The sequence below is a fragment of the Pseudomonas sp. BF-R-26 genome (assembly GCF_019947395.1).
GTDB classification, from domain to species: Bacteria; Pseudomonadota; Gammaproteobacteria; order Pseudomonadales; family Pseudomonadaceae; genus Aquipseudomonas; species Aquipseudomonas farris.
The window spans coordinates 57,285-79,280 of record NZ_JAGYGK010000016.1; the positions used below are offsets into that span (position 1 = coordinate 57,285).

Below are 21,996 nucleotides of genomic sequence, written 5' to 3' on the forward strand. Positions count from 1 at the left end.
ATCAGAGCGCGCAGGAAACTTGCTTGAAGGGGGAGAACTTTTGCGAAAAGCCCGAGTCTATGTTTGCAAGTCTGGTCGTTCAGTAATGCAAGCCTCCTTCGAGCTTATCGAGGAGTGTTCATGCTAACCCAGGAAGAGGATCAGCAGCTGGTCGAGCGCGTTCAACGCGGCGACAAGCGAGCTTTCGATCTGCTAGTGCTGAAATACCAGCACAAAATTCTCGGGTTGATCGTGCGGTTCGTGCACGACACCCATGAAGCCCAGGATGTCGCACAGGAAGCCTTTATCAAGGCATACCGTGCACTTGGTAATTTTCGCGGAGACAGCGCGTTTTATACGTGGCTTTACCGCATCGCCATCAACACGGCGAAAAACTATCTGGTTTCACGCGGCCGTCGGCCGCCGGATAGCGATGTCAGTTCCGAGGATGCAGAGTTCTACGATGGCGATCATGGCCTCAAGGATCTCGAGTCGCCAGAACGTGCATTGCTGCGGGATGAGATCGAAGGCACCGTCCATCGAACCATTCAGCAACTGCCAGAAGATTTGCGTACGGCTTTAACTTTACGTGAGTTTGATGGTCTGAGTTACGAGGACATTGCCAGCGTCATGCAGTGTCCGGTGGGTACCGTGCGCTCCCGGATTTTCCGCGCTCGGGAAGCCATCGATAAAGCCCTGCAGCCGTTGTTGCAGGAAAACTGAGACAGCGGCGACAGCCAAGAGAGGAACGCCATGAGTCGTGAAGCCCTGCAGGAATCGCTGTCCGCAGTGATGGATAACGAAGCGGACGAATTGGAATTGCGTCGGGTGTTGAATGCCTTCGACGATGTTGAAACCCGCGATACTTGGGCTCGTTACCAGATCGCTCGGGCAGTTATGCACAAGGATTTGTTGCTTCCTCGTCTGGACATCGCTGCGGCAGTCTCTGCTGCGCTGGCTGACGAAGCCGTACCGGCAAAAGCCTCTCGCGGTCCATGGCGCAGCCTTGGTCGTCTGGCAGTCGCTGCTTCGGTGACCGTTGCCGTGTTGGCGGGTGTTCGTCTGTACAATCAGGACGAGATCGCCGGTGTCGAGTTGGCCCAGCAATCCAGTCAACCGGGTCTGACCGCTCCTCAGGTCAAGGGTCCAGCTGTATTGGCAGGCTACAATGAGAGCTCGGAAGCCACTGGCCCTATGGCCAACGGCGTATTGCAAGGTCAACCAGGCTGGCATGATCAGCGTCTGCCAGGTTACTTGCGCCAACATGCTCAACAAGCTGCACTGAAAGGTACTGAGAGCGCTCTGCCTTACGCTCGTGCAGCAAGCCTGGAAAACCGCTAAGGAGGATCATGCGCGCCATACCTCTACTTACGCTTCTGCTCAGTGGCTGGTTCGTTGTTCCAGCCCACGCCGATGAAGCCCAGGACTGGCTGAAGCGTCTGGGACAGGCGGAGCAAACGCAGAGCTTTCACGGTACTTTCGTCTACGAGCGTAACGGTAGTTTCTCTACCCACAACATCTGGCATCGCGTCCAGGATGGCAAGGTCCGCGAGCGTTTACTCCAGCTCGACGGCTCGGCGCAGGAAGTCGTGCGCATTGATGGGCATACTCAATGCGTAAGCGGCACCCTGATAGCAGGGCTGGGGGACTCACCCAACTCCACCGCTCGTGCACTCGATCCACAAAAGCTAAAGAATTGGTACGACCTTGCCATCATTGGCAAGTCGCGTGTGGCCGGGCGTGCGGCAGTGATTGTGTCGTTGACGCCTCGCGATCAGCATCGCTACGGTTTTGAATTGCATCTGGACAAGGAAACCGGTTTGCCGTTGAAGTCATTGTTGCTCAATGACAAAGGGCAACTGCTGGAGCGGTTCCAGTTCACCCGACTGGATACTGCCGAGGTGCCTTCCGACAGCGATTTGCAGGCAGGTTCTGATTGCAAACCCATTACCCTCGACAGTGACAAGGCTTCCGCCGTCAAAACGGCGCAGGTCTGGCATTCGGACTGGTTACCGCCAGGTTTCGAGCTGACCAGCAGTACCTCTCACAAGGACCCGGAGACCAAAGCCCAGGTCAACAGTCTGATGTTCGACGACGGTCTGGCTCGATTCTCGGTGTTCCTTGAACCGTTGAATGGCGCGACAGTCACCGATACGCGCACCCAACTGGGGCCAACCGTTGCTGTCTCCCGGCGATTGACTACACCGCAAGGCGAGATGATGGTGACAGTGGTCGGTGAAATACCGATTGGCACCGCCGAACGGATTGCGCTGTCCATGCGCAACGATGCCGCGGCTACCAGCAAGCAGTAAGCAGATCAGCCATGCTCACCAATCGGGGTCTGGATGGTGCGGGAGGTCGACCATGGCTATCCCGCCGTTGATGCCTCGAAATGTTTTGCCGAGCATTTTCATTTGCAAATATCCCGAAAATTTTTTATAGGTCAGAGCCCCCTCGGCTCTGGCCTTGTTTGTTGTTCCCGGAACAAAAATACCGGCGTATCGTTTCCGGTGTTCCTTGCTCCATATCGCTTAACCATGCTCGTCGTAACGGGAGCCGTATGTCGATACCACGCTTGAAGTCTTATCTCTCCATTTTTGCCACCGTGCTGGTGCTCGGTCAGGCGGTCGCTGCGCAAGCGGTCGAGTTGCCTGACTTCACGCAGTTGGTCGAGCAGGCCTCGCCCGCGGTGGTTAACATTAGTACTACCCAGAAGCTGCCGGACCGTAAAGTGTCCAGCGAGCAAATGCCTGACCTCGAAGGCTTGCCGCCGATGCTGCGCGAGTTCTTTGAGCGGGGCATGCCGCAGCAGCCACGTTCCCCCCGCGGCGATCGTCAGCGTGAAGCCCAATCCCTGGGCTCGGGCTTTATCATTTCGTCCGACGGCTACATCCTGACCAACAACCATGTGATTGCCGATGCCGACGAGATTCTCGTGCGCCTCGCCGATCGCAGTGAGTTGAAGGCCAAGCTGATCGGTACCGATCCGCGCTCCGACGTTGCTTTGCTGAAAATCGAAGGCAAGGACCTGCCGGTTCTGAAGCTTGGCAAGTCGCAGGATCTGAAAGCCGGTCAGTGGGTCGTGGCCATCGGTTCGCCGTTCGGCTTTGATCACACGGTGACCCAAGGTATCGTCAGCGCCATCGGCCGTAGCCTGCCGAACGAAAACTATGTGCCGTTCATCCAGACCGACGTGCCGATCAACCCGGGCAACTCCGGCGGTCCGCTGTTCAACCTGGCCGGTGAAGTGGTCGGCATCAACTCGCAGATCTATACCCGTTCCGGCGGCTTCATGGGCGTGTCGTTCGCGATCCCTATCGATGTGGCGATGGACGTTTCCAATCAGCTGAAAAGCGGCGGTAAAGTCAGTCGTGGCTGGTTGGGCGTAGTCATTCAGGAAGTGAACAAGGATCTGGCCGAGTCGTTCGGTCTCGAGAAGCCGGCCGGTGCGCTGGTGGCTCAGATCCAGGATGACGGTCCGGCTGCCAAGGGTGGCCTGCAAGTGGGCGACGTGATCCTCAGCATGAACGGTCAACCGATCGTCATGTCCGCTGATCTGCCGCACTTGGTGGGCGCGCTGAAGGCTGGCTCGAAAGCCGATCTTGAAGTGATCCGCGAAGGCAAGCGCAAGAACGTCGAGCTGACCGTCGGCGCTATCCCCGAAGAAGGCAAAGAGTTGGAAGCCCTGCCTAAATCCAGCGTTGAGCGCAGCAGCAATCGCCTGGGTGTTTCGGTGGCCGAGTTGACCGAAGAGCAGAAGAAAACCCTCGACCTCAAAGGTGGTGTGGTTATCAAGGAAGTTCAGGACGGTCCTGCTGCCCTGATCGGCTTGCAGCCGGGCGATGTGATCACTCACCTGAACAACCAGGCGATCGGCTCCTCCAAGGAGTTCACGGACATTGCCAAGGCTCTGCCGAAGAACCGCTCGGTGTCGATGCGGGTTCTGCGTCAAGGTCGCGCCAGCTTCATCACCTTCAAACTGGCTGAATAAACCGGTTGTCGGCTGAATAAAAAACCGCCTCGAAAGAGGCGGTTTTTTTGTACCTGGATTTTTTGTTTCTGAGCTTTTTTCTGAAGAGGTCAGCCCATCATGTCCTTGACCATGCGTTCCTGCTCCATCAACTCACGTTGCCGTGCGTCGATCCGCGACGACAGCGGGAAGTTGCTGCCAGCCTTGCGCTTGGCGAAGTCCAGTTGCTGGATCGCCTGGCGATAATCGCCGACCAGCGCAAAGTACTCCGCACGAGCCTGATGCAGGCCGATGATGTTGCCCGACAGGCCGCGAGTCTCGGCCACCATGTACCAGACGTCCGGATCATCGGGTCGGCTCTTGAGCAGGTTCTCCAGCGCTTTTTCCGCTTCGGCCGCTCGATTCTGCTTGAGTAGCAGGTCGACACGCACCTGATTCAGCGGGTAGTTGCCGGGGTATTGAGTGAGCATCCGGTCGACCCGTGATTGAGCATCGGGCAGACGATTATTGGTGATGTCGAGATCGACCTGCGCCAGGTTGTAGATGATCTCGTTCGGCGATTTGGCCAGCAGCAGCTTGAGGTTCTCCCGAGCCTCATTCAGCTGGCCGCCCTTGATCTGGGCGATCGCAAGGCCATAGCGCGCGACGTCGTTTTTCGGGTTTTCATCGAGTTGGGCCCGAAAGCGCTTGGCGCCCAGGCCTGGGGTTTCTTCATAGATCAGCTGCACGCGCGCCCGAATCAGCTGGTAACGCATGCTGTCTTCGATGCCGCCTGGTTTGGCTTGTTCAGCGCGGTTGCGGGTGTCGGCGATCCGCGATTCGGTCACCGGGTGAGTCAGCAGGAATTCTGGTGGCTTGGCGTCGAAGCGGTACTGGCGCATCAGCCGTTCGAACATGGTCGGCATCGAGCGCGGATCGTAACCGGCCTTTTCCAGATTCATGATGCCGATACGGTCGGCTTCCTGTTCATTCTGGCGCGAGAAGCGTCGTTGTTCCTGAATCGCCGCCGCTTGAGTACCGGCAATGGCCGCGATCCCGGCATCGCCTGCACCGGCCGCGGCAATCACGATGCCAGCCAGCAGCGCAGCCATCATGGGCACTTGCATACGTTGCGACGCTTCGACACCGCGGGCGAAGTGACGCTGCGACAAGTGAGCCAGTTCGTGGGCCAGTACCGAGGCATATTCGCCTTCGGTCTGGGCATTGAGGAACAAGCCACCGTTGACGCCAACGATCCCGCCCGGCGCGGCAAAAGCGTTGAGCTGCGGACTGTTGATCAGGATGAACTCCAGGCGCCGGTCATTGACCTGGCTGGTTTCCACCAGTCGGTAGACGCTGGATTCGACGTAATCCTTGAGCTGCGGATCGTTGAGCTGCGACACCTGGCTGCGCAACAGCGCCAGCCACGCACGGCCCAGTTGGTGTTCCTGTTGCGGCGAGACGATGGCAGAACTGGCGTCACCGAGTGACGGCAAGTCGTCGGCGAAGCCCGGTGAGGCGAGCAGGCAAGCGAGCGTCAGCAGGGTAGGGCGCAAAAAAGTCATGCACAAAGCCTTAGTCGACAAAGACCTTACTGTAGCCGGACACTACGCTTGGGACCAGATATTCTAAGCTGCTTAACCCCCTGCCCCGGAGTGATTCGATGACTGACGCTGTAACCCACGATGCCGAGCTGGACGCCAGCGGTCTGAATTGCCCGTTGCCGTTGCTCAAAGCCAAACTGGAACTCAACCGACTGGCCAGCGGTGCGGTACTCAAGGTGATTGCTACCGATGCGGGTTCCCAGCGCGACTTTCGCACCTTTGCCCGATTGGCCGGTCATACGCTGCTTCGTGAAGAAGATGAGGCGGGCGTTTACCGCTATTGGTTGAAAAAAGCCTGAAACCTGCTGCGTTCGTTTCTAAGGATTATTGATGTTCAAGGTGTTACGCGACTGGATTCAGCGCTATTTCTCGGATGAAGAGGCTGTGGTGCTGGCGGTGCTGCTGTTTCTGGCTTTTACCGCGGTGCTCACCCTGGGTGGAATGCTCGCGCCGGTACTGGCCGGTATGGTGCTGGCGTATCTGATGCAGGGGCTGGTAGTGACCCTCGAGCGCCTGCGTGTGCCGGGTGGCGTGGCGGTGGGGCTGGTTTTCGCGTTATTCATGGGGTTGCTGCTGGTCTTTATCATCATCGTGGTACCACTGCTCTGGCACCAATTGATCACGTTGTTCAACGAATTGCCCGGCATGCTTTCCAAATGGCAGTCGCTGCTGTTGCTGCTGCCCGAGCGCTATCCGCACCTGGTGTCGGATGAACAAGTGCTGCAGGCGATCGAAGTGGCGCGGGGCGAGATCGGCAAGTTCGGTCAGTGGGCGCTGACATTCTCGTTGTCGAGTCTGCCGCTGCTGGTGAACATCATGATCTACCTGGTGTTGGTGCCAATCCTGGTGTTCTTCTTTCTCAAGGACCGGGAGATGATCGGTCAGTGGGTGCGCGGTTATCTGCCGCGCGAGCGGGCGCTGATCACCCGGGTTGCCCAGGAAATGAACCGGCAGATCGCCAATTACATTCGCGGCAAGGTCATCGAAATCTTCATTTGCGGTGGTGTGACTTACATCGCTTTCGTGGCGTTGGGGCTCAACTATTCAGCGCTGCTGGCGTTGCTGGTGGGGGTATCGGTGGTGGTGCCTTACGTCGGGGCGGTGGTGGTGACAGTGCCAGTGCTGCTGATTGCACTGTTCCAGTGGGGCTGGAGCGATCAGTTCATCTATTTGATGGCGGTCTACGGGATCATCCAGACGCTGGATGGCAACGTGCTGGTGCCGTTGCTGTTCTCGGAAGCGGTCAACCTGCACCCGGTGGCGATCATTTGCGCGGTGCTGCTGTTTGGCGGGTTGTGGGGCTTTTGGGGCGTGTTCTTTGCGATTCCCCTGGCGACGCTGTTCAAGGCTGTGCTGGATGCCTGGCCGCGTAAAGAGCCGATGGTGGCGCCACTGCTTTAATTGTCAGGCTGAATTTTCAGTGAGGCTAATGGCCTCATCCCGAGCAGGCTCGGTCCCACAGGAATTGCGCAAATCCTGTAGGAGCGAGGCTTGCCCGCTAAGGCGTCCGAACAGACGCCCAAATAATCAGGCCTTGTTCAGCGCCTGAGCAGCAGCCAAAACCGCATCCACATGCCCCGGCACCTTCACGCCGCGCCATTCCTGACGTAGCACGCCATCCTTGTCGATCAGGAATGTGCTGCGATCAACGCCCATATATTCCTTGCCGTAGAGCTTTTTCAGTTTGATCACGTCGAACAGCTGGCACAGCGCTTCTTCCTTGTCGCTGATCAGCTCGAAGGTGAACGCCTGCTTGGCCTTGAAGTTCTCATGGGATTTCAGGCTGTCGCGAGATACGCCGAAAACTTCGGTATTGGCGGCTTTAAAGGCTTCAAGCTGATCACGAAAACCCTGACCCTGGGTGGTGCAGCCCGGCGTGCTGTCCTTCGGATAGAAGTAAATCACCACTTGCTTGCCTTTTAGGCCCGCGAGGCTGACGGATTGCCCGCTGGTGGCGGGTGCTTCGAAGTCGGCAACCGGTTGGTCGATGGCTACGGCCATGAAAGCTTCCTTACATTGGGTTTTGTGGGCGCCACGGTTCAATCAGTGCGTCCAGGTTCATGGCATCGGCGAAATCCAGGAACTGGTCACGCAACCAGCTGATCTGGGTGCCGGCCGGCAGGGTCACGGTGAACGTGGCGTTAAGCATGGTGCCGCCGGTCTGCGGGGCCTGATAGGTGTCGCAGGTCAGGTTCTCCAGCTCGACGTTGTGATCCATGAAGAACTGGCACAGTTCGTTGATGATGTCCGGGCGGTAGGCCGAGCTGACATAGGCAACGTACGGCAGGGCCTGGGGACGGTTCTCCAGGGCAGCGCTGCGGACCACGTTAACGGTGAAGGCGTGCCGTTTGGCCAGCACTGGCAGGCTGCCTTCGAGGCGCGCCAGGGCGTCCCAGCTGCCCGAGATTTCAAGGATCAACGCACTGCATTCGCCATGGCGCGTCAGCCGAGAGGTGACCACGGCGCAGCGGTTTTCATGGCTGGCGCGGCACAGGACGTTAGTCAGCTCCATGGGGTTGGCGCCGAGGGCACTGATGACAAGGAATTGTTCGCGAACTGTGGGGGTGGACATGCAGCATTCCTAAAGCGATGAGCGGTCGATACTTTTATGCGCTTTTTTACCGGGACGAGCCTGCGGATGCGAATTCAGAAAACCCGGCCGAAGGTTGCAACGTGCTCCAGAGTGGCGAGAGCGAGGGGTGGCAACGCTGGATCGGGGCTTGTGATGCCGAAAATGGAGGCTGGAACACGGCGTACGAGCTTATCAGTACCGATCAAAGTCTGAAGGGTAGCGAAAAGCAGCGCCAAGGGGAATGGCAGTAGCGCAGTACTTCGCTTGTACAAGCATCTTGGCGCCAGTACCATTACCGCTCTCTTTTTCCGGCAGGAGCGGTTGCATGATTGCGGGCAGTATGGTGGCACTGGTCACACCCATGGATGCACAGGGTCGTCTCGACTGGGACAGCCTGAGCAAACTGGTGGACTTCCACCTGCAAGAGGGCACCAACGCCATCGTGGCGGTCGGCACTACAGGTGAGTCGGCCACGCTTGACGTGAACGAGCACATTGAAGTGATTCGTCGCGTGGTTGCTCAGGTTGCAGGGCGTATTCCGGTGATCGCCGGTACGGGCGCCAATTCGACGCGCGAAGCGATCGAACTGACAACCAACGCGAAGAACGCCGGCGCCGACGCGTGCCTGCTGGTAACCCCTTATTACAACAAGCCGACGCAAGAAGGCCTGTACCAGCACTTCAAGGCAATCGCCGAAGCCGTCGACATCCCGCAGATTCTCTACAACGTGCCGGGCCGTACCGCATGCGACATGCTGGCCGAGACGGTGATCCGCCTGTCGACCGTGAAGAACATCATCGGTATCAAGGAAGCCACGGGTGACCTGCAGCGCGCCAAGGACATCCTGGCCGGCGTGAGCAGCGACTTCCTGGTTTATTCCGGTGACGACGCGACCGCGGTCGAGCTGATGCTGCTCGGCGGCAAGGGCAATATTTCGGTAACCGCCAACGTCGCACCGCGCGCCATGAGCGAGTTGTGTGCCGCGGCCATGGCCGGTGATGCCGTCAAAGCCCGGGCGATCCACGAAAAGCTGATGCCGCTCAATAAAACCCTGTTTATCGAATCCAATCCTATCCCCGTGAAATGGGCACTGCATGAAATGGGCTTGATGCCGGACGGTATCCGTCTGCCGCTCACCTGGCTCAGTGCTGCCTGTCACGAACCGCTGCGGCAGGCCATGCGCCAGTCCGGCGTCCTGGTTTAATTGAGGAAGTACTACGCATGAAGCGATTGGCCGGACTTTCCGCACTTGCCTTGATTATCTCCAGCACCAGTGGCTGCGGATGGATCTGGGGCCCGGAAGGTTATTTCCGTGACCGTGGTAGCGACTACCTGGAAGCGCAACAGACTGCACCGATGCAACTGCCACCGGAGGTCAGCACCGCCAAGCGTCTGGATCCGCTGTTGCCGATCCCGCGCAACGTGGCCGACGACACTGCCAAGGGCGAATACATCGTGCCTCGTCCGCAGCCGCTGTCGGCAGCGGCTGATGCCAGCGACTACACCCTGCAGAAGAGCGGCGATTCGCGTTGGGTCATGGCCCAGCACCCACCGGCCGAAGTCTGGCCCGTGGCCGTGCAGTTCTTCCAGGACAACGGCTTCCGTCTGGACGAGCAACGCCCGCAAACCGGCGAATTCACCACCACCTGGCAGCATTCCGACGAACTGTCCGCAGCAATGGCCAAGCGCCTGAGCGCAGCCGGTGTCGGCGCCGACAGTGAAAGCCGTGTGCGGGTGCGTATCGAACCAGGCGTTCAGCGCAACACCAGTGAAGTCTACGTGGTCAGCGCCGAGCGTCCTGCCGGCAGCACCGCCAATGTGGATTTCACCAATCGCTCGGTCAACACTGGCCTGGACGCAGCACTGGTCGACGACATGCTCGCGAGCATGAGCCGCACCTCGGAGAAGGGCGGTTCGGTCTCCATGCTGGCCTCTCGTGATTTCGATACGCCAAGTCGTGTCAGCCTGACCGAAGACGGCAGCGGTAACCCGGTGCTCAACGTCGGTAATGACCTGGATCGTGCCTGGTCGAGCGTCGGTCGCGCGCTGGAACAGGGCGAATGGCGTGTTGAAGACATCAACCGCAGCCTGGGCCTGTACTACATCAACCTCTCCGAAAAAGCCGAGAAGAAAGACGATAAGCCTGGCTTCTTCAGCAGCCTGTTCGGCAGCGCGCCGAGCAAGGAAGAAGTTGAAGCTCGCGCCGAGCGTTATCAGGTTCGCCTGAGCAAGGTTGGCGAGAACGTCCAAGTCACCGTCGAGAAAAACATCAACACCGTGGCGCCAGCAGACGTGGCGCGTAAAGTGTTGAGCGTGATTCAGGACAACCTGGGCTGATCACATGCGTTTTGCCGTTCTCGGCAGCGGTAGCCAAGGGAACGGCACGCTGATAGCCAGCGACGACACGTATGTACTGGTGGATTGTGGTTTCTCCCTGCGGGAAACCGAAAAACGCCTGCTGCGACTGGGTGTGAACCCTTCGCAGCTGAGCGCGATACTCGTGACCCACGAACATGCCGACCACGTGCATGGCGTGGGTTTGCTGTCTCGGCGTTACAATCTGCCTGTCTACCTCAGTCGCGGGACCCTGCGCGGGATGCGCAAACCGATTGAACCCGCAGGCTTTCTGGCTGGCGGCGAGCAACTGCAAATCGGCAACCTGAGCATCGGCGTCATTGCCGTGGCGCATGATGCACAGGAACCGACGCAGTATGTCTTCAGCGACGGTCAGCGGCGCTTCGGCCTGTTGACCGACCTGGGCTCGTATTGCAATACAGTGCTGGACGGCTACCGGGACCTCGATGCATTGATGATCGAGTCCAACCATTGCCGTGACATGCTGGCTCGCGGTCACTACCCGTACTTTCTCAAGCAGCGGGTGGGCGGTGAATTGGGACATTTGAACAACCATCAGGCGGCATTCCTGGTGTCCGAGTTGGGCTGGCAAGGCCTGCAACACCTGGTCCTGGCCCACCTGAGCAGCAAGAACAACCTGCCGCAGCTGGCCCGGCAATGTTTTGTCGACACCCTCGGGTGCGACCCGGACTGGCTGCAACTGGCCGATCAAGATTCAGGGCTCGACTGGCGACACATCGCCTAGCCCACCTACTTAGCAAGCGGAGCCCATCATGGAAAAACGTGAAGAACTCTACCGCGGCAAAGCCAAATCGGTTTACAAGACCGATGACGCTGACCGCTTGATCCTGCTGTTTCGCAACGACACTTCGGCGTTCGACGGCAAGCGCATCGAGCAGCTCGACCGCAAAGGCATGGTGAACAACAAGTTCAACGCCTTCATCATGCAGAAACTCGAAGCAGCCGGCGTGCCGACTCAATTCGACAAACTGCTGGGCGACAACGAATGCCTGGTGAAAAAGCTCGACATGATTCCGGTCGAGTGCGTCGTGCGTAACTACGCCGCCGGCAGCCTGGTCAAGCGTCTGGGCGTCGAAGAAGGCATGAAGCTCAACCCTTACACCTTCGAACTGTTCCTGAAGGACGACGCCAAGGGCGACCCGTTCATCAACGAATCCCACGTCGTGGCATTCGGTTGGGGCACTGCCGAGCAACTGGTTCGCATGAAAGAACTGTCGCTCAAGGTCAACGAAGTCCTGAGTAAACTGTTCGACGACGCTGGCCTGTTGCTGGTCGACTTCAAACTGGAATTCGGCGTTTTCTCGGACGGCTCCATCGTCCTGGGCGACGAGTTCAGCCCGGACGGCTGCCGTCTGTGGGACAAGGCCACCGGCAAGAAAATGGACAAGGACCGCTTCCGTCAGGGCCTCGGTGACGTCATCGAAGCCTACGAAGAAGTCGCCAATCGTCTGGGCGTACCGCTGTAATCGACGCAAGCATCTGATAGCACGGAAAAATTTTGCTTAGGGGGTTCGCTTCCGGCAAAAGTGTTGTTATGATGCGCGCCGTTGGAGAGATGCCAGAGTGGCCGAATGGGACGGATTCGAAATCCGTTGTACCTTCACCGGTACCTAGGGTTCGAATCCCTATCTCTCCGCCATTACATAGAAAAAGCCCCGTAGCTGAATAAGCTACGGGGCTTTTTCGTATGTGCAGCTTTTTCCGTTGGACCATTCCGCGTTCGCCCGACTTTTACCCCAAGTTTTGGTGTCGGATAAATCAGACCAACAACGTAAGAAAAATATGCATATTTACGAGAAAACTGACTCCGCCGAGTCTCTTTAATTACCGCCCCCCGTATCTATTGATCGTCCCGCGAATCAAGGGTTTTTCTTCGAAATATCCCCTCACATTGAAAGACATTGCCTCAAAAATTCCTCATCTACTCTGGTTTCGCAGGTCACTGATCTGTCGTAATCAGCAGTCGCAAGGAGCGATCAATGTATTTTGAGATTTACAGGCAAACCCGTGGTATCGCACAAACCGGCAAGGGCCAATGGCGCTGGCGTTTGCGGGCGGGGAATCATGAAACGATTGCCAGTGGGGAGGCTTACGTCAACAAGTCTGATTGCGTGCATGCCATCAGTTTGATCAAAGGGACTCATGATCAGACCCCGGTCAAGGAGATATAAGCTCCAGGGCGGTGAAGCTGCTCAGTCAGAGCAGCTTCGTTTTTCGGGCTCCCTGTTTTTATGGATCGGGTCATTTGCCAACCTGCATAGACGCCGATTACGACACCTCCCTAAACTGTCACCCAAGTCTTGGGGATCGGGGTGCAATGGATGAATCGCAACGAACTGCGCAAGGCCGACATCAATCTGATGGTGGTGTTCGAGACATTGATGCTCGAACGCAACGTCACACGGGTGGCGGAGAAGCTGTTCCTCGGTCAGCCGACTATCAGTGCGGCGCTGAACCGCTTGCGGACGATGTTCAATGATCCGCTGTTCATTCGGGTCGGCCATCGCATGGAGCCGACGGCGCGGGCCGAGGAAATTATTCTGCACCTGTCACCGGCGCTGGATTCGCTGTCAGTGGCCTTGAGCCTGACCCATGATTTTGATCCGCTCAGCAGCACCATGACGTTTCGCATCGGGCTGTCGGACGATGTCGAGTTCGGCCTGTTGCCGCCGCTGTTGCGTGCGTTGCGCCAGGAAGCACCGAAGGTGGTGTTCGTGGTTCAGCATGTCGACTATTGGCGCATTCCCGATCTGCTGGCGTCTGGTGATATCACCGTTGGTATCAGCCAGACCCGCGGCCTGCCGGCCAACGCCAAGCGCAAATTGCTGCGACACATTCAGCCCAGTATTTTGCGTGCAGACGCATCGGACACACCGCTGACCCTCGATGAATATTGCTCGCGGCCGCACGTGCTGGTGTCTCACACCGCCAATGTCAGTGGCTACGCCGATGAGTGGCTGGCGGAAATCGGCCGCACTCGTCATGTGGTGCTCTCGGTGCCGCAATACAGCTCGTTGCCGGCCTTGCTCGCCGGCACCGATCTGATCGCCAGCCTGCCGGATTACACGGCCAAAGCGATGGCCGCGTCCGGCCAACTGTTCAAGGAGCCGTTTCCGTTCAAGACGCCGACCCTGGACCTGTCCATGGTCTGGCTCAGTCATGTCGACAGCGATCCGGCTGAACGCTGGCTGCGCTCGCGTCTGGAGGCGTTCATGAGTGAGCGTGCGATTCTTCCGCCGTCCCAGTGATAAGGGCGGCGCTGTGTTATATGTACGAACTTTCTACCAACCTTCAGGAGCCCCGTTATGCCCCACCTGCACATGGAATACACCGCCAACTTGCCCGAACTGAATGCCGACGTGGCGTTGATGCGACTCAACAATGCGTTGATGGCTTCCGGTCAGTTTGCGGCCGAGTTCGATATCAAGAGCCGTGCAGTGAAGGTCGAGAGCTTCAAGGTTGGCACCGCATTGGGCGAGCGGGCTTTTGTGCATATCAAGCTGGCACTGTTGAGCGGGCGTTCGGCGGAGATCAAGAAGCAGTTGTCGCAAAGCCTGTTGGCAGTGTTGCAGGACTTGTGCGAATGGCCGGCCAACGTAGAAGTGCAGTTGTGTGCGGAAATTCTGGATATTGATCGCGAGTCCTACACCAAGACTGCCACCGGCCTCTGACAGGCCAGGTCTTGGGTTCAGAGCAAACCCTGTTCTGCGCAGGCTTTGACCACTTGTTCGCGAAGCCAGGTATTGGCGCTGTCCTGATCGCTGGCTTCGCTCCATTGCATGTCGAGGGTAAATCCTGGCAAGCCCTTTGGTGCTTCGCAATGACTGAATACCGCGTCATTGGCCAGCAACGTTTGAATGCGCCGCGGTAGCGTCAGGATGAGGTCGGTGCCGGTGATCATCTTTAGGGCTGCCCTGTAGCTGTTGGATCGCGCGATAAGCTGTCGTTTGTGATCGACCCTGTGGGTGTCGAAGGTCTTGTGTGGAGAGAGCACGTGACGATGTTCAATGAACGATCGCAAACTTGGGCGTAATTGCGGCGGGGTTGCGCGTTTATCGAAGACGTAAACCAGCTCGTCTTCAACCAGCCTCCGGGATTTGAAGTCAGTGTGGCTGTGTTGAAAGTCGTGACCGAAGCAGATCACCAGATCGAGACTGCCATCGCGCAGTTCATCGGCGGGCAGGGCGGTATCGAGTTTTTGCACATTGACGATCACTGGCAGGTTGGCGAAGTCGAAGTTCCTCAACAGCCGCGGCAGTACCAGCAGTTCGAAGTATTCCGACGCGCCAATGTTGAAGGTGACGGCTTTTAGAGTCGGATCAAAGGCTTGAGCTCCGGAATGGCAGAAGTTGATGCCTTCCAGAATCTTCAGCACATGCTCGTGCATGGTGGTGGCTTTGTAGGTTGGACGCATTCCTGATCGGGTGTTGATGAACAAATCATCTTTGAAGCCGGTGCGCAGCTTTTTCAGCGAATAGCTGACGGTGGACTGGCTGACCCCGAGGGTTTCGGAGACGGCGGTGACGCTGCTTTGTTCATACACGGCGACGAACACCATGAGGTCCTGCATGTCGAGCTTTCTAAGTAAATTGCTGTTAAGCATCTGCCCCATCCCGATGAACTCCCTGTTCTGTTTTGAACGCGATCTATCCATAAAAGGATAACGGAACGATAGTGCCAGGAGAATGCCTTGTAGGAAGCTTCATTGTCAGATGTGGGACACAACGTGTAGGTAACACGACCTACACATTCAATCGCTGGTCTGAAGGGGGCTTTCCGGGATTTTCTGGATCAGCGCGGACTGCTCGAAGGTGATCTGTATCGAGTGCCAGGCGCTGAATATCCCACCGGCCAAGCGCTGAAGTTACGCCCAGACACTTGGCTGCGGTCGGTCAGTAAAGTGAAGTCTTATTACAGCAATCCGTCTTGCGCACACACGCTGACAATTTGTTCGCGAAACCAGTTATTGGCGCTGTCTTGACCTGGCTTCTCGTTCCACAACATGTCCAGTGTGAAGTTCGGTAAACCCGTCGGTGGTTTGCAATGGCTGAATCTGGCTTCATTACTGATCAGCATCTGGACGCGCCGAGGTAGAGTGAGAACAAAATCGGTTCCGGGGATCATGTTGAGTGCCGCAACGTAGCTATTAGCTCGTGCAACAATTTGGCGGGTGTAGTCCCATTTGCTGAGCCAGCCATCCACCATGTTGGTGTCTGAAGTCCATGGAGTCGGGAAGATATGCTGGCGTGCGACAAAGGTGTCGAGGCTGAACTCGCCCTCTGGAGGCGCAAAGTCTTTATCGACGACGCAGACCAGTTCATCTTCCAGCAGTACTTGTGATTTCAAGTTTTTAGCACTGCGATGAAAATTGGGGCCGAAACAAATTACCAGATCGAAACGACCATCCATAAGTTCATCGTTAGGGATGTCTCTGTGGAATTTCTGGATGTTTACAATGACCGGAAAACTACTGCCGATAAAGCGTTTCAATAAATTTGGAAGTATAAGAAGTTCAAAATATTCAGGTGCGCAAATATTGAAAGTGATCTCTTTTTGCGCTGGGTCGAATGAGTGTAGTCCGGAGTGGCATATGTTTATGGTTTTCAGGATTTTGAGAACATGGCTGTACATCGTGGCGGCTTTGTGTGTTGGCCACATGCCATTGCGGGTATTGATGAAGAGCTCGTCGTCGAAACTCGTGCGCAGCTTTTTCAAGCAGTAGCTCACCGTGGACTGGCTGACGCAAAGGGTTTCGGAGACCTCGGTGACGCTTCTTTGTTCATACACAGCCACGAAAACCATAAGGTCCTGCATATCCAGTTTTCTTAGCAGATTGCTATTAAGCATAAAGGTCCATCTCGGTGAAAATCCATGTGTGTCACGTTACGTCGTGTTTTGTGACAAGGTTATTTATTTATATATTAGTGGAAGCAATTGGTTTTTTAAATAGTCTGTGGGAAATTTCCTCAATATATTCTCGTTCCACTTACAGAGAACCCTGAGCAGGGATAGGAGGGCGAAGTGTTGGTACGCGTCACGGAAAGTCAAACGCCGTTATGGATGCAGGCGACTGAAGTTGTGAAAGAAAAGTTTCGCAGCTCTTATAAGGCATCCGTAGAACCGAGCCCGCAGTATTTTGCGGTCACCCAGGACAGTGAGGAACGGATTCTTTCTTGCGCCGGTATAACTTTTGCGGATGACCGCACACTTTTCTCGGAGCAATACCTGTCGCAACCGATAGAAACGATTCTGTCCCAGCGTTTTGAAAAGATGATTGATCGGTCAGTTATTGCTGAAATAGGCAGTTTGATTTCTCATCATCTGACGGCCGGAATGATCATGGTCAACATGGTTCCGTTGTTGGCCTGGTGCATGGGGGCTCAATATTTGCTCTGCACCGTTACGCCCCGGGTCCGGAAAATGATGGAAAGCTGCCAGATCGATTTCGAACCACTACTCACGGCCGACCCTCAGCGTCTGGCCGACGATGGTGGCAAGAACTGGGGTACCTATTACTCGAAATTACCCGTCACCGGTTTTATCCGCGTGGACCCGAAACGTTCGCGATTCGCCGCTATGACCCTCGGTACTTTGTTCACCCAGTTGCCGAACAATTTGCCGACGAGGGCGCAGTCATGAGCGGTCGTTTCATTGCGGACCTGCGGCTGGCATTACAGATCAATCGTCAGAAGGTCTGCGCTATCGATTGTGCTCCGACCGGCCTGGAACACGCCGCTGTCATGACCTATGGCGAGCTGGAGTCCCGGGCGCTGAATCTGGCGGCAGAACTGCAGCGGCGTTTCGACACGCCGGCTCATGGCGATCACGTTGTGCTGGGGATTGCGACGCGTAACAGCAGTGACTGGTTGATTGCCGATCTGGCGTGCCTGTTTGCCGGAATTACCGCATTGCCTTTACCGCTGGCGTTCAGTCAGTCCCAGGCCGAGCACCTTGCCGAGCGTTGTGACGGGTTTCTGGTGGATGCCGCAGGCGAGCGGACGCTGGCTGAGCGGTGGAGGCTGGATTTTCCCGACAGCCGCCTCAGACGTATCGACGAACCTGCCCTGGAGCAGCCGTTGTTGCGAGAACCGGACGGCGATAGCGCGTGGATCTGCAAAATCATTCACACCTCGGGGACTACCAGTCGGCCCAAGGGCGTGCGCCTGAGCACGGCGGCGGTGGGGGCGGTGTTGACTTCCCTGCGCCAGTGGATGCCGGTCGATACCCATCGCAGCTACCTGTCACTGGTGCCATTGAGCCTGCTGCTGGAACAAGTGACCGCCGCGTATTTACCGCTGCTGGCCGGTGGGATCGTGCATTTCCTGCCTGAAGGCGAGGCGTTGCTGGGGGAGCCGGGAACGTCACCGCAGCGTTTGATCGAGTGGATCCTGCGGGTCGAACCGACGGCCTTGACGGTACCACCGGTGATGCTCAATCGCTTTCACGAGCTATTGACCGAAGGCGGCGTCCAGGGTGAGCGCCTGTCTCGTTACCTGCATTCGGGGGTGCATATCACGTGCGGCGGCGCTGCCGTCAGCATCGATATCCTGCATGCCCTCGCCGAGGATGGTATTGCGGTGTTCCAGGGTTACGGGCTCTCCGAGAACGCCTCGGTCGTCAGTATGAATACCTTGCAGCACCAACGTCTGGGCAGTGTGGGCAGGCCGTTGCCGCATGTTCAAGTGCGCATCGGCGCCGACCAGACCATTGAGGTCAAGAGCAGTTCGTTGTTCAGCGGCTACTCGGGCAAAGACCCGAGCGCCTGTTCGATGTCCGACGATGGCTGGATGGACACCGGGGATCTGGGGGAGCTGGATGCTGATGGCTTTCTCTATGTTCGCGGTCGCAAGAAAAATGTGATCTGCCTGCCCAATGGCCGCAACGTCAGCCCGGAACAGGTCGAGCTGGAATACCGCGAATATCCTGGTGTGCGCGATGCCGCTGTGTTTTTCGATGAGGCCCATGGTCTGGTGGCGTTGTTGTGTGTTGAGTCGGCACCGGATCGCGATGAGCTGGCCAGCTGGTCAGCCCGGCGCTTTTCCGACATCGAGCGCCCGAGCCGCCTGTGGTTGCTGACCAAGGACGATCCATTGCTCGAGCAACTCTACACCGTCACCGGCCGTCCAAAACGCGCCGATATCGCTACTGTTTTCGCCAATCTGCAAGGGAATGCATCTGATGAACACACCTGCCTATCACTGTGAAAGCCCCGACGTATCCATTATTGAGCCGCGCCATTTCGCAAGCCTGGGCAAGGCCGAGCTGTACGACTTGCTGGGGCATTACGGTGTCGTCCTGTTACGTAACTGCATCCACAATGCCGAGGATTTCAGCGCCTATGTAAAGCAGAACAGCTCGCGGTTGAGCCTTGACCCGGCTCGCGTCATGGTCGGTGGAGCCGCGCAGTTGGTGGATGCGGGCCGCCAGGCGATCGGTCTGCATTGCGAAAATGGTAACTCACCGTTCTGGCCGGACATCACCTGGTTCTATTGCCAGGAAGCGCCGCGCACAGGCTCGCAAACCACCTTGTGCGACGGTGAGAAAGTACTGGCGAAGCTGTCATCCGCCTGCCGCACATTTTTCGAGGACAACCCGATTCGCTACAGCCGCACCGTTGCCGGCGACAAATGGCGTCGGCTGGTTTGCCACTATTCGCCAGCGCTCTCGGACCCGGCGGCGGTCAGGATCGAAGATCTGATGCAGATCATCGGCGACGATCCGCAGACACAGATCTCCTTCAATGCGTTTGATGATTCGATTCATTACGCCTTCAGTACCCCGGCGATTCTGGTCTCCGAATTCAGTCAGCGTCCGGCGTTTGCCAACAGTATTCTCGGGCCGTCCTTCAACTATGAAGTGCCAGTGATCGATACATCCTCCGGGCTGCCCATTCCCGGCGAATTCCTGCACGAAATTGCCGAGGTTTCCGCGCAATACACCTACCCGGTCGGCTGGCGTGACCATGACATGGTGATGATCGACAACCGTCGGGTAATGCATGGTCGTGAGGCCATCGTTGACGAGCGCCGCCGTATCTTCAACGCCCTGAGCTACCGCTGAGACCTATTCATGAAGACCAATAACAAGCAGATCATTTCAGGTCAGTACGAGACGTATATCGACGGTGACGGTCGCCAGATAATCGATCTGGCCGGCGGGTTTGGCTTTCAAGTGCCGGCGGTAATCGACGCGGTCAGCCTTCAGGCGCAAAGCATGGGGCTGTCCAATCGAGTGCTGATGTCCGACCCTCTGATCGCTTTGTGCCGGCGCTTGGCCGAGCTGCTACCGCAGCCGCTGGTCAGCTCTTATGTGTGCAGCTCCGGCGATGAAGCATTCGAAGGCGCCTTGAAACTGTGCAAAGGCCTCAAGCCCAAGGGCAACACCATTGTTGTTGTCCAGGGCGGCGATTATGGCTCGCTGAGTTACGGACGTTGCCTCAGCGCGCCGCAAAACTATCTGCAGATGCAGCGTTTCCTGGGCTTCGAGCTCGTGACGATCAGGTATGTCCGCGACCTGGATAAAGTGGACTGGAACGATTGCTTCGCGGTTTGCCACACCAGCACCGTGATTGATGGAGACGGTCGCTTACGCCTGATAGAGCAGGTGCTACTCGATCACTTGTATGTCGCGGCGGCCAATGCGTCGGTGCCGGTCATCGCGGTCGACGTGCAAAGTTGTCTGGGGAGCCTGGGCACGCTGTTTGGTTTTCAGCGTTATCGCAATACCCCGGACATTGTGGTGTTGGGCGGCCCACTGGGCGGCAGTGCGATTCCTATAGGCACCTATACCTGCAGCGAACAGATGGCCTATCAAGTCTATGGTCGCAGCAGCCCGGCGAAACATGGCAGCACCACGGCCGGCAATCCGATGGCCTGCGTGGCCGCCATGGCGGCACTGGATTACGTGCAGGCCCACGACTTGCCCAGGGAGTGTCTCAATAATGGCCAGATCCTGGCGCAAGCGCTCGCCTCATTCGGTGCTGTCGCCTGCGGTGCCTGGGTCAGCCTGCCGCTGCCAGCCGACCTCAAGCCCGCCGAATTGTGCGAGGAGCTTTATCAGCGTGGCATCTATGTCAGTGCACCCCGTGGCCGCGAGTTGATTCTGCGTTGCCCTATCACCGCACGAGCCGAACACATCCAGCGCGCATCCCGGATCCTCAAGGAGACTTTAAGCCATGTCCTTAACCCTATCGCATGAACAACTGCTGGATGATTGCCAGCAACATTGGAGTGCCTCGGCGGCCAAGCTCTATCGTCTGGGTAAAACCAGCGTCGAAAAGGACGCCGATGGCATCTATGTTACCGACCATGCGGGCAAGCGCTTTATCGATTGCGCATGCAGTTATGGGGTATTCATCGTCGGCCATCGTAATCCGATGGTACGGGAACAGGTGCAGACCCAGTTGAACCAGATGGCCTGGATTCCGGAGGGGCGGGTGCATCCGCTGCAAGGCGCATTGTCCGAGCGCCTTCGGAATCTGGTACCGGGGAATTGGGGGGATGTGCAGTTTATGGTCTCGGGTGCCGAAGCCATCGAACAGAGCATGCGGTATGTGCTCAAGGTGCAGCCGCACCGGCGTGGAATCGTGGTAATGAGTGATTCCTATCACGGCAAGACGCTGGCGGCGATGAGCATTCTTGGGCAGAAACAGCACCATCGCAGCTACGGCACCGCGGCCTCGGAAGTGACTTATGTGCCGTACGGTGACTTCGCCGCCTTGCAGAGAGCGGTAGGCGAGGGTGTGCGTGCGGTGTATGTCGAGCCGATTCTGGGGGGCGCCCACTTACAGGTTCCGCCCGTGGGTTACATGGCGAACATCCGCGCCCTGTGCGATGCCACCGAGACCTTGCTGGTGGCCGACGAAATCCAGACCGGTTTCGGCCGCTGTGGCAAGTGGTTCGCCGTGCAGTATGACGACATCGTGCCGGACATCATGATTCTCTCTAAAGGCCTGACGGGCGGTTACACCTCGTTTGCCTGCGCGATGTACAGCTGGCGACTGACCACGCAATACCCGCTGAGCGAGATCGAGCCTGACCAGCGAACCAATGGCGGGCATCCGGTGGCGTGCGCCTCGGCACTGGCCGCTATCGATTACATCGAGCAGCACAACCTGGTCGAGCAATCACGGATCAATGGCGGTTTGCTGCGCCATGGCCTGCAACGGCTGGCTCAGCGTTATCCGCAGATTGTCGAGGATGTGCCCGGTGTCGGCCTGATGACCGGCCTGCGCTTGCGCGGTTCGGTCTACGAAGCGCTGATGAGCATGGAGTTGGGCAAGCGTGGTGTGCATGCCGGGCATTCCATGAATGAAAAAGCCGCGCACCCGGTTCTGCGGTTTTACCCACCGCTGAACATCACACCCGAAGCGCTTCGGCATGTCCTGACGATGACCGAGGAAGCCCTTGAGGCGATCGCTCGGCGTCCGAAGCTGGCGGTCAAGGCGTTTTCTCTGGTGGTCAGAAACATGTACCACATCCCCAACAAACTACTGCGCAGCAAAGGGAAGCGCTGAG

23 protein-coding genes and 1 tRNA gene are annotated in these 21,996 nt (G+C 57.5%); 19 read left to right on the top strand and 5 right to left on the bottom strand.

Annotated elements, in window-relative coordinates:
• Window positions 1-120 precede the first annotated feature (120 nt).
• The 4 genes from rpoE (at window position 121) to KGB18_RS23140 (ending at window position 3,970) form a co-directional block, all read left to right on the top strand.
• Complete coding sequence (rpoE, locus tag KGB18_RS23125) at window positions 121-702, top strand: RNA polymerase sigma factor RpoE (protein ID WP_003172477.1); 582 nt, start codon at window positions 121-123, stop codon at window positions 700-702.
• Window positions 703-732: 30 nt separating this feature from the next.
• Window positions 733-1,320 (top strand): sigma-E factor negative regulatory protein, encoded by a 588-nt coding sequence (locus KGB18_RS23130; RefSeq protein WP_007898648.1) that lies wholly within the window; start codon window positions 733-735, stop codon window positions 1,318-1,320.
• A gap of 8 nt (window positions 1,321-1,328) precedes the next feature.
• A complete protein-coding gene (locus tag KGB18_RS23135; protein ID WP_223570522.1) occupies window positions 1,329-2,291 on the top strand; it encodes a MucB/RseB C-terminal domain-containing protein in 963 nt (320 codons plus the stop codon).
• A 248-nt stretch (window positions 2,292-2,539) separates the two neighbouring features.
• The gene (locus KGB18_RS23140; protein ID WP_008014849.1) at window positions 2,540-3,970 is read left to right on the top strand and encodes a DegQ family serine endoprotease; all 1,431 of its coding nucleotides are present in this window, start codon (window positions 2,540-2,542) and stop codon (window positions 3,968-3,970) included.
• An 89-nt stretch (window positions 3,971-4,059) separates the two neighbouring features.
• On the opposite strand, the gene KGB18_RS23145 is transcribed toward KGB18_RS23140, so the two are convergent.
• Window positions 4,060-5,493 (bottom strand): M48 family metalloprotease, encoded by a 1,434-nt coding sequence (locus KGB18_RS23145; protein WP_123721944.1) that lies wholly within the window; start codon window positions 5,491-5,493, stop codon window positions 4,060-4,062.
• A gap of 98 nt (window positions 5,494-5,591) precedes the next feature.
• On the opposite strand from KGB18_RS23145, the gene KGB18_RS23150 reads away from it, so the two are divergent.
• Both KGB18_RS23150 and KGB18_RS23155 read left to right on the top strand, forming a co-directional pair.
• On the top strand, window positions 5,592-5,831 hold the full coding sequence (locus KGB18_RS23150) for a sulfurtransferase TusA family protein (protein WP_007898654.1): 240 nt from the start codon (window positions 5,592-5,594) through the stop codon (window positions 5,829-5,831).
• A gap of 31 nt (window positions 5,832-5,862) precedes the next feature.
• Entirely contained in the window at window positions 5,863-6,933 is a 1,071-nt protein-coding gene (locus KGB18_RS23155) for an AI-2E family transporter (protein ID WP_223570523.1), read from the top strand.
• A gap of 126 nt (window positions 6,934-7,059) precedes the next feature.
• On the opposite strand, the gene KGB18_RS23160 is transcribed toward KGB18_RS23155, so the two are convergent.
• Together KGB18_RS23160 and KGB18_RS23165 are read right to left on the bottom strand one after the other, a co-directional pair.
• On the bottom strand, window positions 7,060-7,533 hold the full coding sequence (locus KGB18_RS23160) for a peroxiredoxin (RefSeq protein ID WP_038979335.1): 474 nt from the start codon (window positions 7,531-7,533) through the stop codon (window positions 7,060-7,062).
• Window positions 7,534-7,543: 10 nt separating this feature from the next.
• Window positions 7,544-8,104: a glycine cleavage system protein R gene (locus KGB18_RS23165; RefSeq protein ID WP_007898662.1), complete on the bottom strand. Its 561-nt coding sequence runs from the start codon at window positions 8,102-8,104 to the stop codon at window positions 7,544-7,546.
• 325 nt (window positions 8,105-8,429) lie between these two features.
• Between KGB18_RS23165 and dapA the strand changes: the two genes are divergently transcribed.
• The 8 genes from dapA (at window position 8,430) to KGB18_RS23205 (ending at window position 14,151) form a co-directional block, all read left to right on the top strand.
• Complete coding sequence (gene dapA / locus KGB18_RS23170; protein ID WP_048394063.1) at window positions 8,430-9,308, top strand: 4-hydroxy-tetrahydrodipicolinate synthase; 879 nt, start codon at window positions 8,430-8,432, stop codon at window positions 9,306-9,308.
• A 17-nt stretch (window positions 9,309-9,325) separates the two neighbouring features.
• Window positions 9,326-10,441, top strand: a complete 1,116-nt coding sequence (bamC, locus tag KGB18_RS23175) for an outer membrane protein assembly factor BamC (protein WP_123721942.1) — start codon at window positions 9,326-9,328, stop codon at window positions 10,439-10,441.
• A gap of 4 nt (window positions 10,442-10,445) precedes the next feature.
• On the top strand, window positions 10,446-11,204 hold the full coding sequence (locus KGB18_RS23180; RefSeq protein WP_123721941.1) for an MBL fold metallo-hydrolase: 759 nt from the start codon (window positions 10,446-10,448) through the stop codon (window positions 11,202-11,204).
• Between the two features lie 28 nt (window positions 11,205-11,232).
• A complete protein-coding gene (purC, locus tag KGB18_RS23185; RefSeq protein WP_007898671.1) occupies window positions 11,233-11,946 on the top strand; it encodes a phosphoribosylaminoimidazolesuccinocarboxamide synthase in 714 nt (237 codons plus the stop codon).
• Window positions 11,947-12,029: 83 nt separating this feature from the next.
• A tRNA-Ser gene (locus tag KGB18_RS23190) sits at window positions 12,030-12,119 on the top strand.
• Between the two features lie 340 nt (window positions 12,120-12,459).
• Complete coding sequence (locus KGB18_RS23195; RefSeq protein ID WP_008074435.1) at window positions 12,460-12,651, top strand: YegP family protein; 192 nt, start codon at window positions 12,460-12,462, stop codon at window positions 12,649-12,651.
• A gap of 150 nt (window positions 12,652-12,801) precedes the next feature.
• The gene (locus KGB18_RS23200; RefSeq protein WP_223570524.1) at window positions 12,802-13,728 is read left to right on the top strand and encodes a LysR substrate-binding domain-containing protein; all 927 of its coding nucleotides are present in this window, start codon (window positions 12,802-12,804) and stop codon (window positions 13,726-13,728) included.
• A 57-nt stretch (window positions 13,729-13,785) separates the two neighbouring features.
• Complete coding sequence (locus KGB18_RS23205) at window positions 13,786-14,151, top strand: 5-carboxymethyl-2-hydroxymuconate Delta-isomerase (RefSeq protein WP_201059770.1); 366 nt, start codon at window positions 13,786-13,788, stop codon at window positions 14,149-14,151.
• Window positions 14,152-14,168: 17 nt separating this feature from the next.
• Here KGB18_RS23205 and KGB18_RS23210 read toward each other — a convergent pair whose 3' ends face one another.
• Both KGB18_RS23210 and KGB18_RS23215 read right to left on the bottom strand, forming a co-directional pair.
• Window positions 14,169-15,083, bottom strand: a complete 915-nt coding sequence (locus KGB18_RS23210; RefSeq protein ID WP_123721995.1) for a LysR family transcriptional regulator — start codon at window positions 15,081-15,083, stop codon at window positions 14,169-14,171.
• Between the two features lie 308 nt (window positions 15,084-15,391).
• A complete protein-coding gene (locus KGB18_RS23215) occupies window positions 15,392-16,327 on the bottom strand; it encodes a LysR family transcriptional regulator (protein WP_123721938.1) in 936 nt (311 codons plus the stop codon).
• 174 nt (window positions 16,328-16,501) lie between these two features.
• Here KGB18_RS23215 and KGB18_RS23220 point away from each other — a divergent pair, with 174 nt between their 5' ends.
• The 5 genes from KGB18_RS23220 to KGB18_RS23240 are packed head-to-tail and all read left to right on the top strand — an operon-like array spanning window position 16,502 to window position 21,995.
• Window positions 16,502-17,119: a thermostable hemolysin gene (locus KGB18_RS23220; protein WP_007898678.1), complete on the top strand. Its 618-nt coding sequence runs from the start codon at window positions 16,502-16,504 to the stop codon at window positions 17,117-17,119.
• The gene (locus KGB18_RS23225) at window positions 17,116-18,684 is read left to right on the top strand and encodes an AMP-binding protein (protein WP_123721937.1); all 1,569 of its coding nucleotides are present in this window, start codon (window positions 17,116-17,118) and stop codon (window positions 18,682-18,684) included. The genes KGB18_RS23220 and KGB18_RS23225 overlap by 4 nt, the downstream gene beginning before the upstream one ends.
• Window positions 18,659-19,540, top strand: a complete 882-nt coding sequence (locus tag KGB18_RS23230) for a TauD/TfdA family dioxygenase (protein ID WP_201059768.1) — start codon at window positions 18,659-18,661, stop codon at window positions 19,538-19,540. Before KGB18_RS23225 ends, KGB18_RS23230 begins: the two co-directional genes overlap by 26 nt.
• Window positions 19,541-19,549: 9 nt before the next feature.
• A complete protein-coding gene (locus KGB18_RS23235) occupies window positions 19,550-20,677 on the top strand; it encodes an aminotransferase class III-fold pyridoxal phosphate-dependent enzyme (protein ID WP_123721935.1) in 1,128 nt (375 codons plus the stop codon).
• Window positions 20,655-21,995 (top strand): aspartate aminotransferase family protein, encoded by a 1,341-nt coding sequence (locus KGB18_RS23240; protein WP_201059766.1) that lies wholly within the window; start codon window positions 20,655-20,657, stop codon window positions 21,993-21,995. Before KGB18_RS23235 ends, KGB18_RS23240 begins: the two co-directional genes overlap by 23 nt.
• Window position 21,996 lies beyond the last annotated feature (1 nt).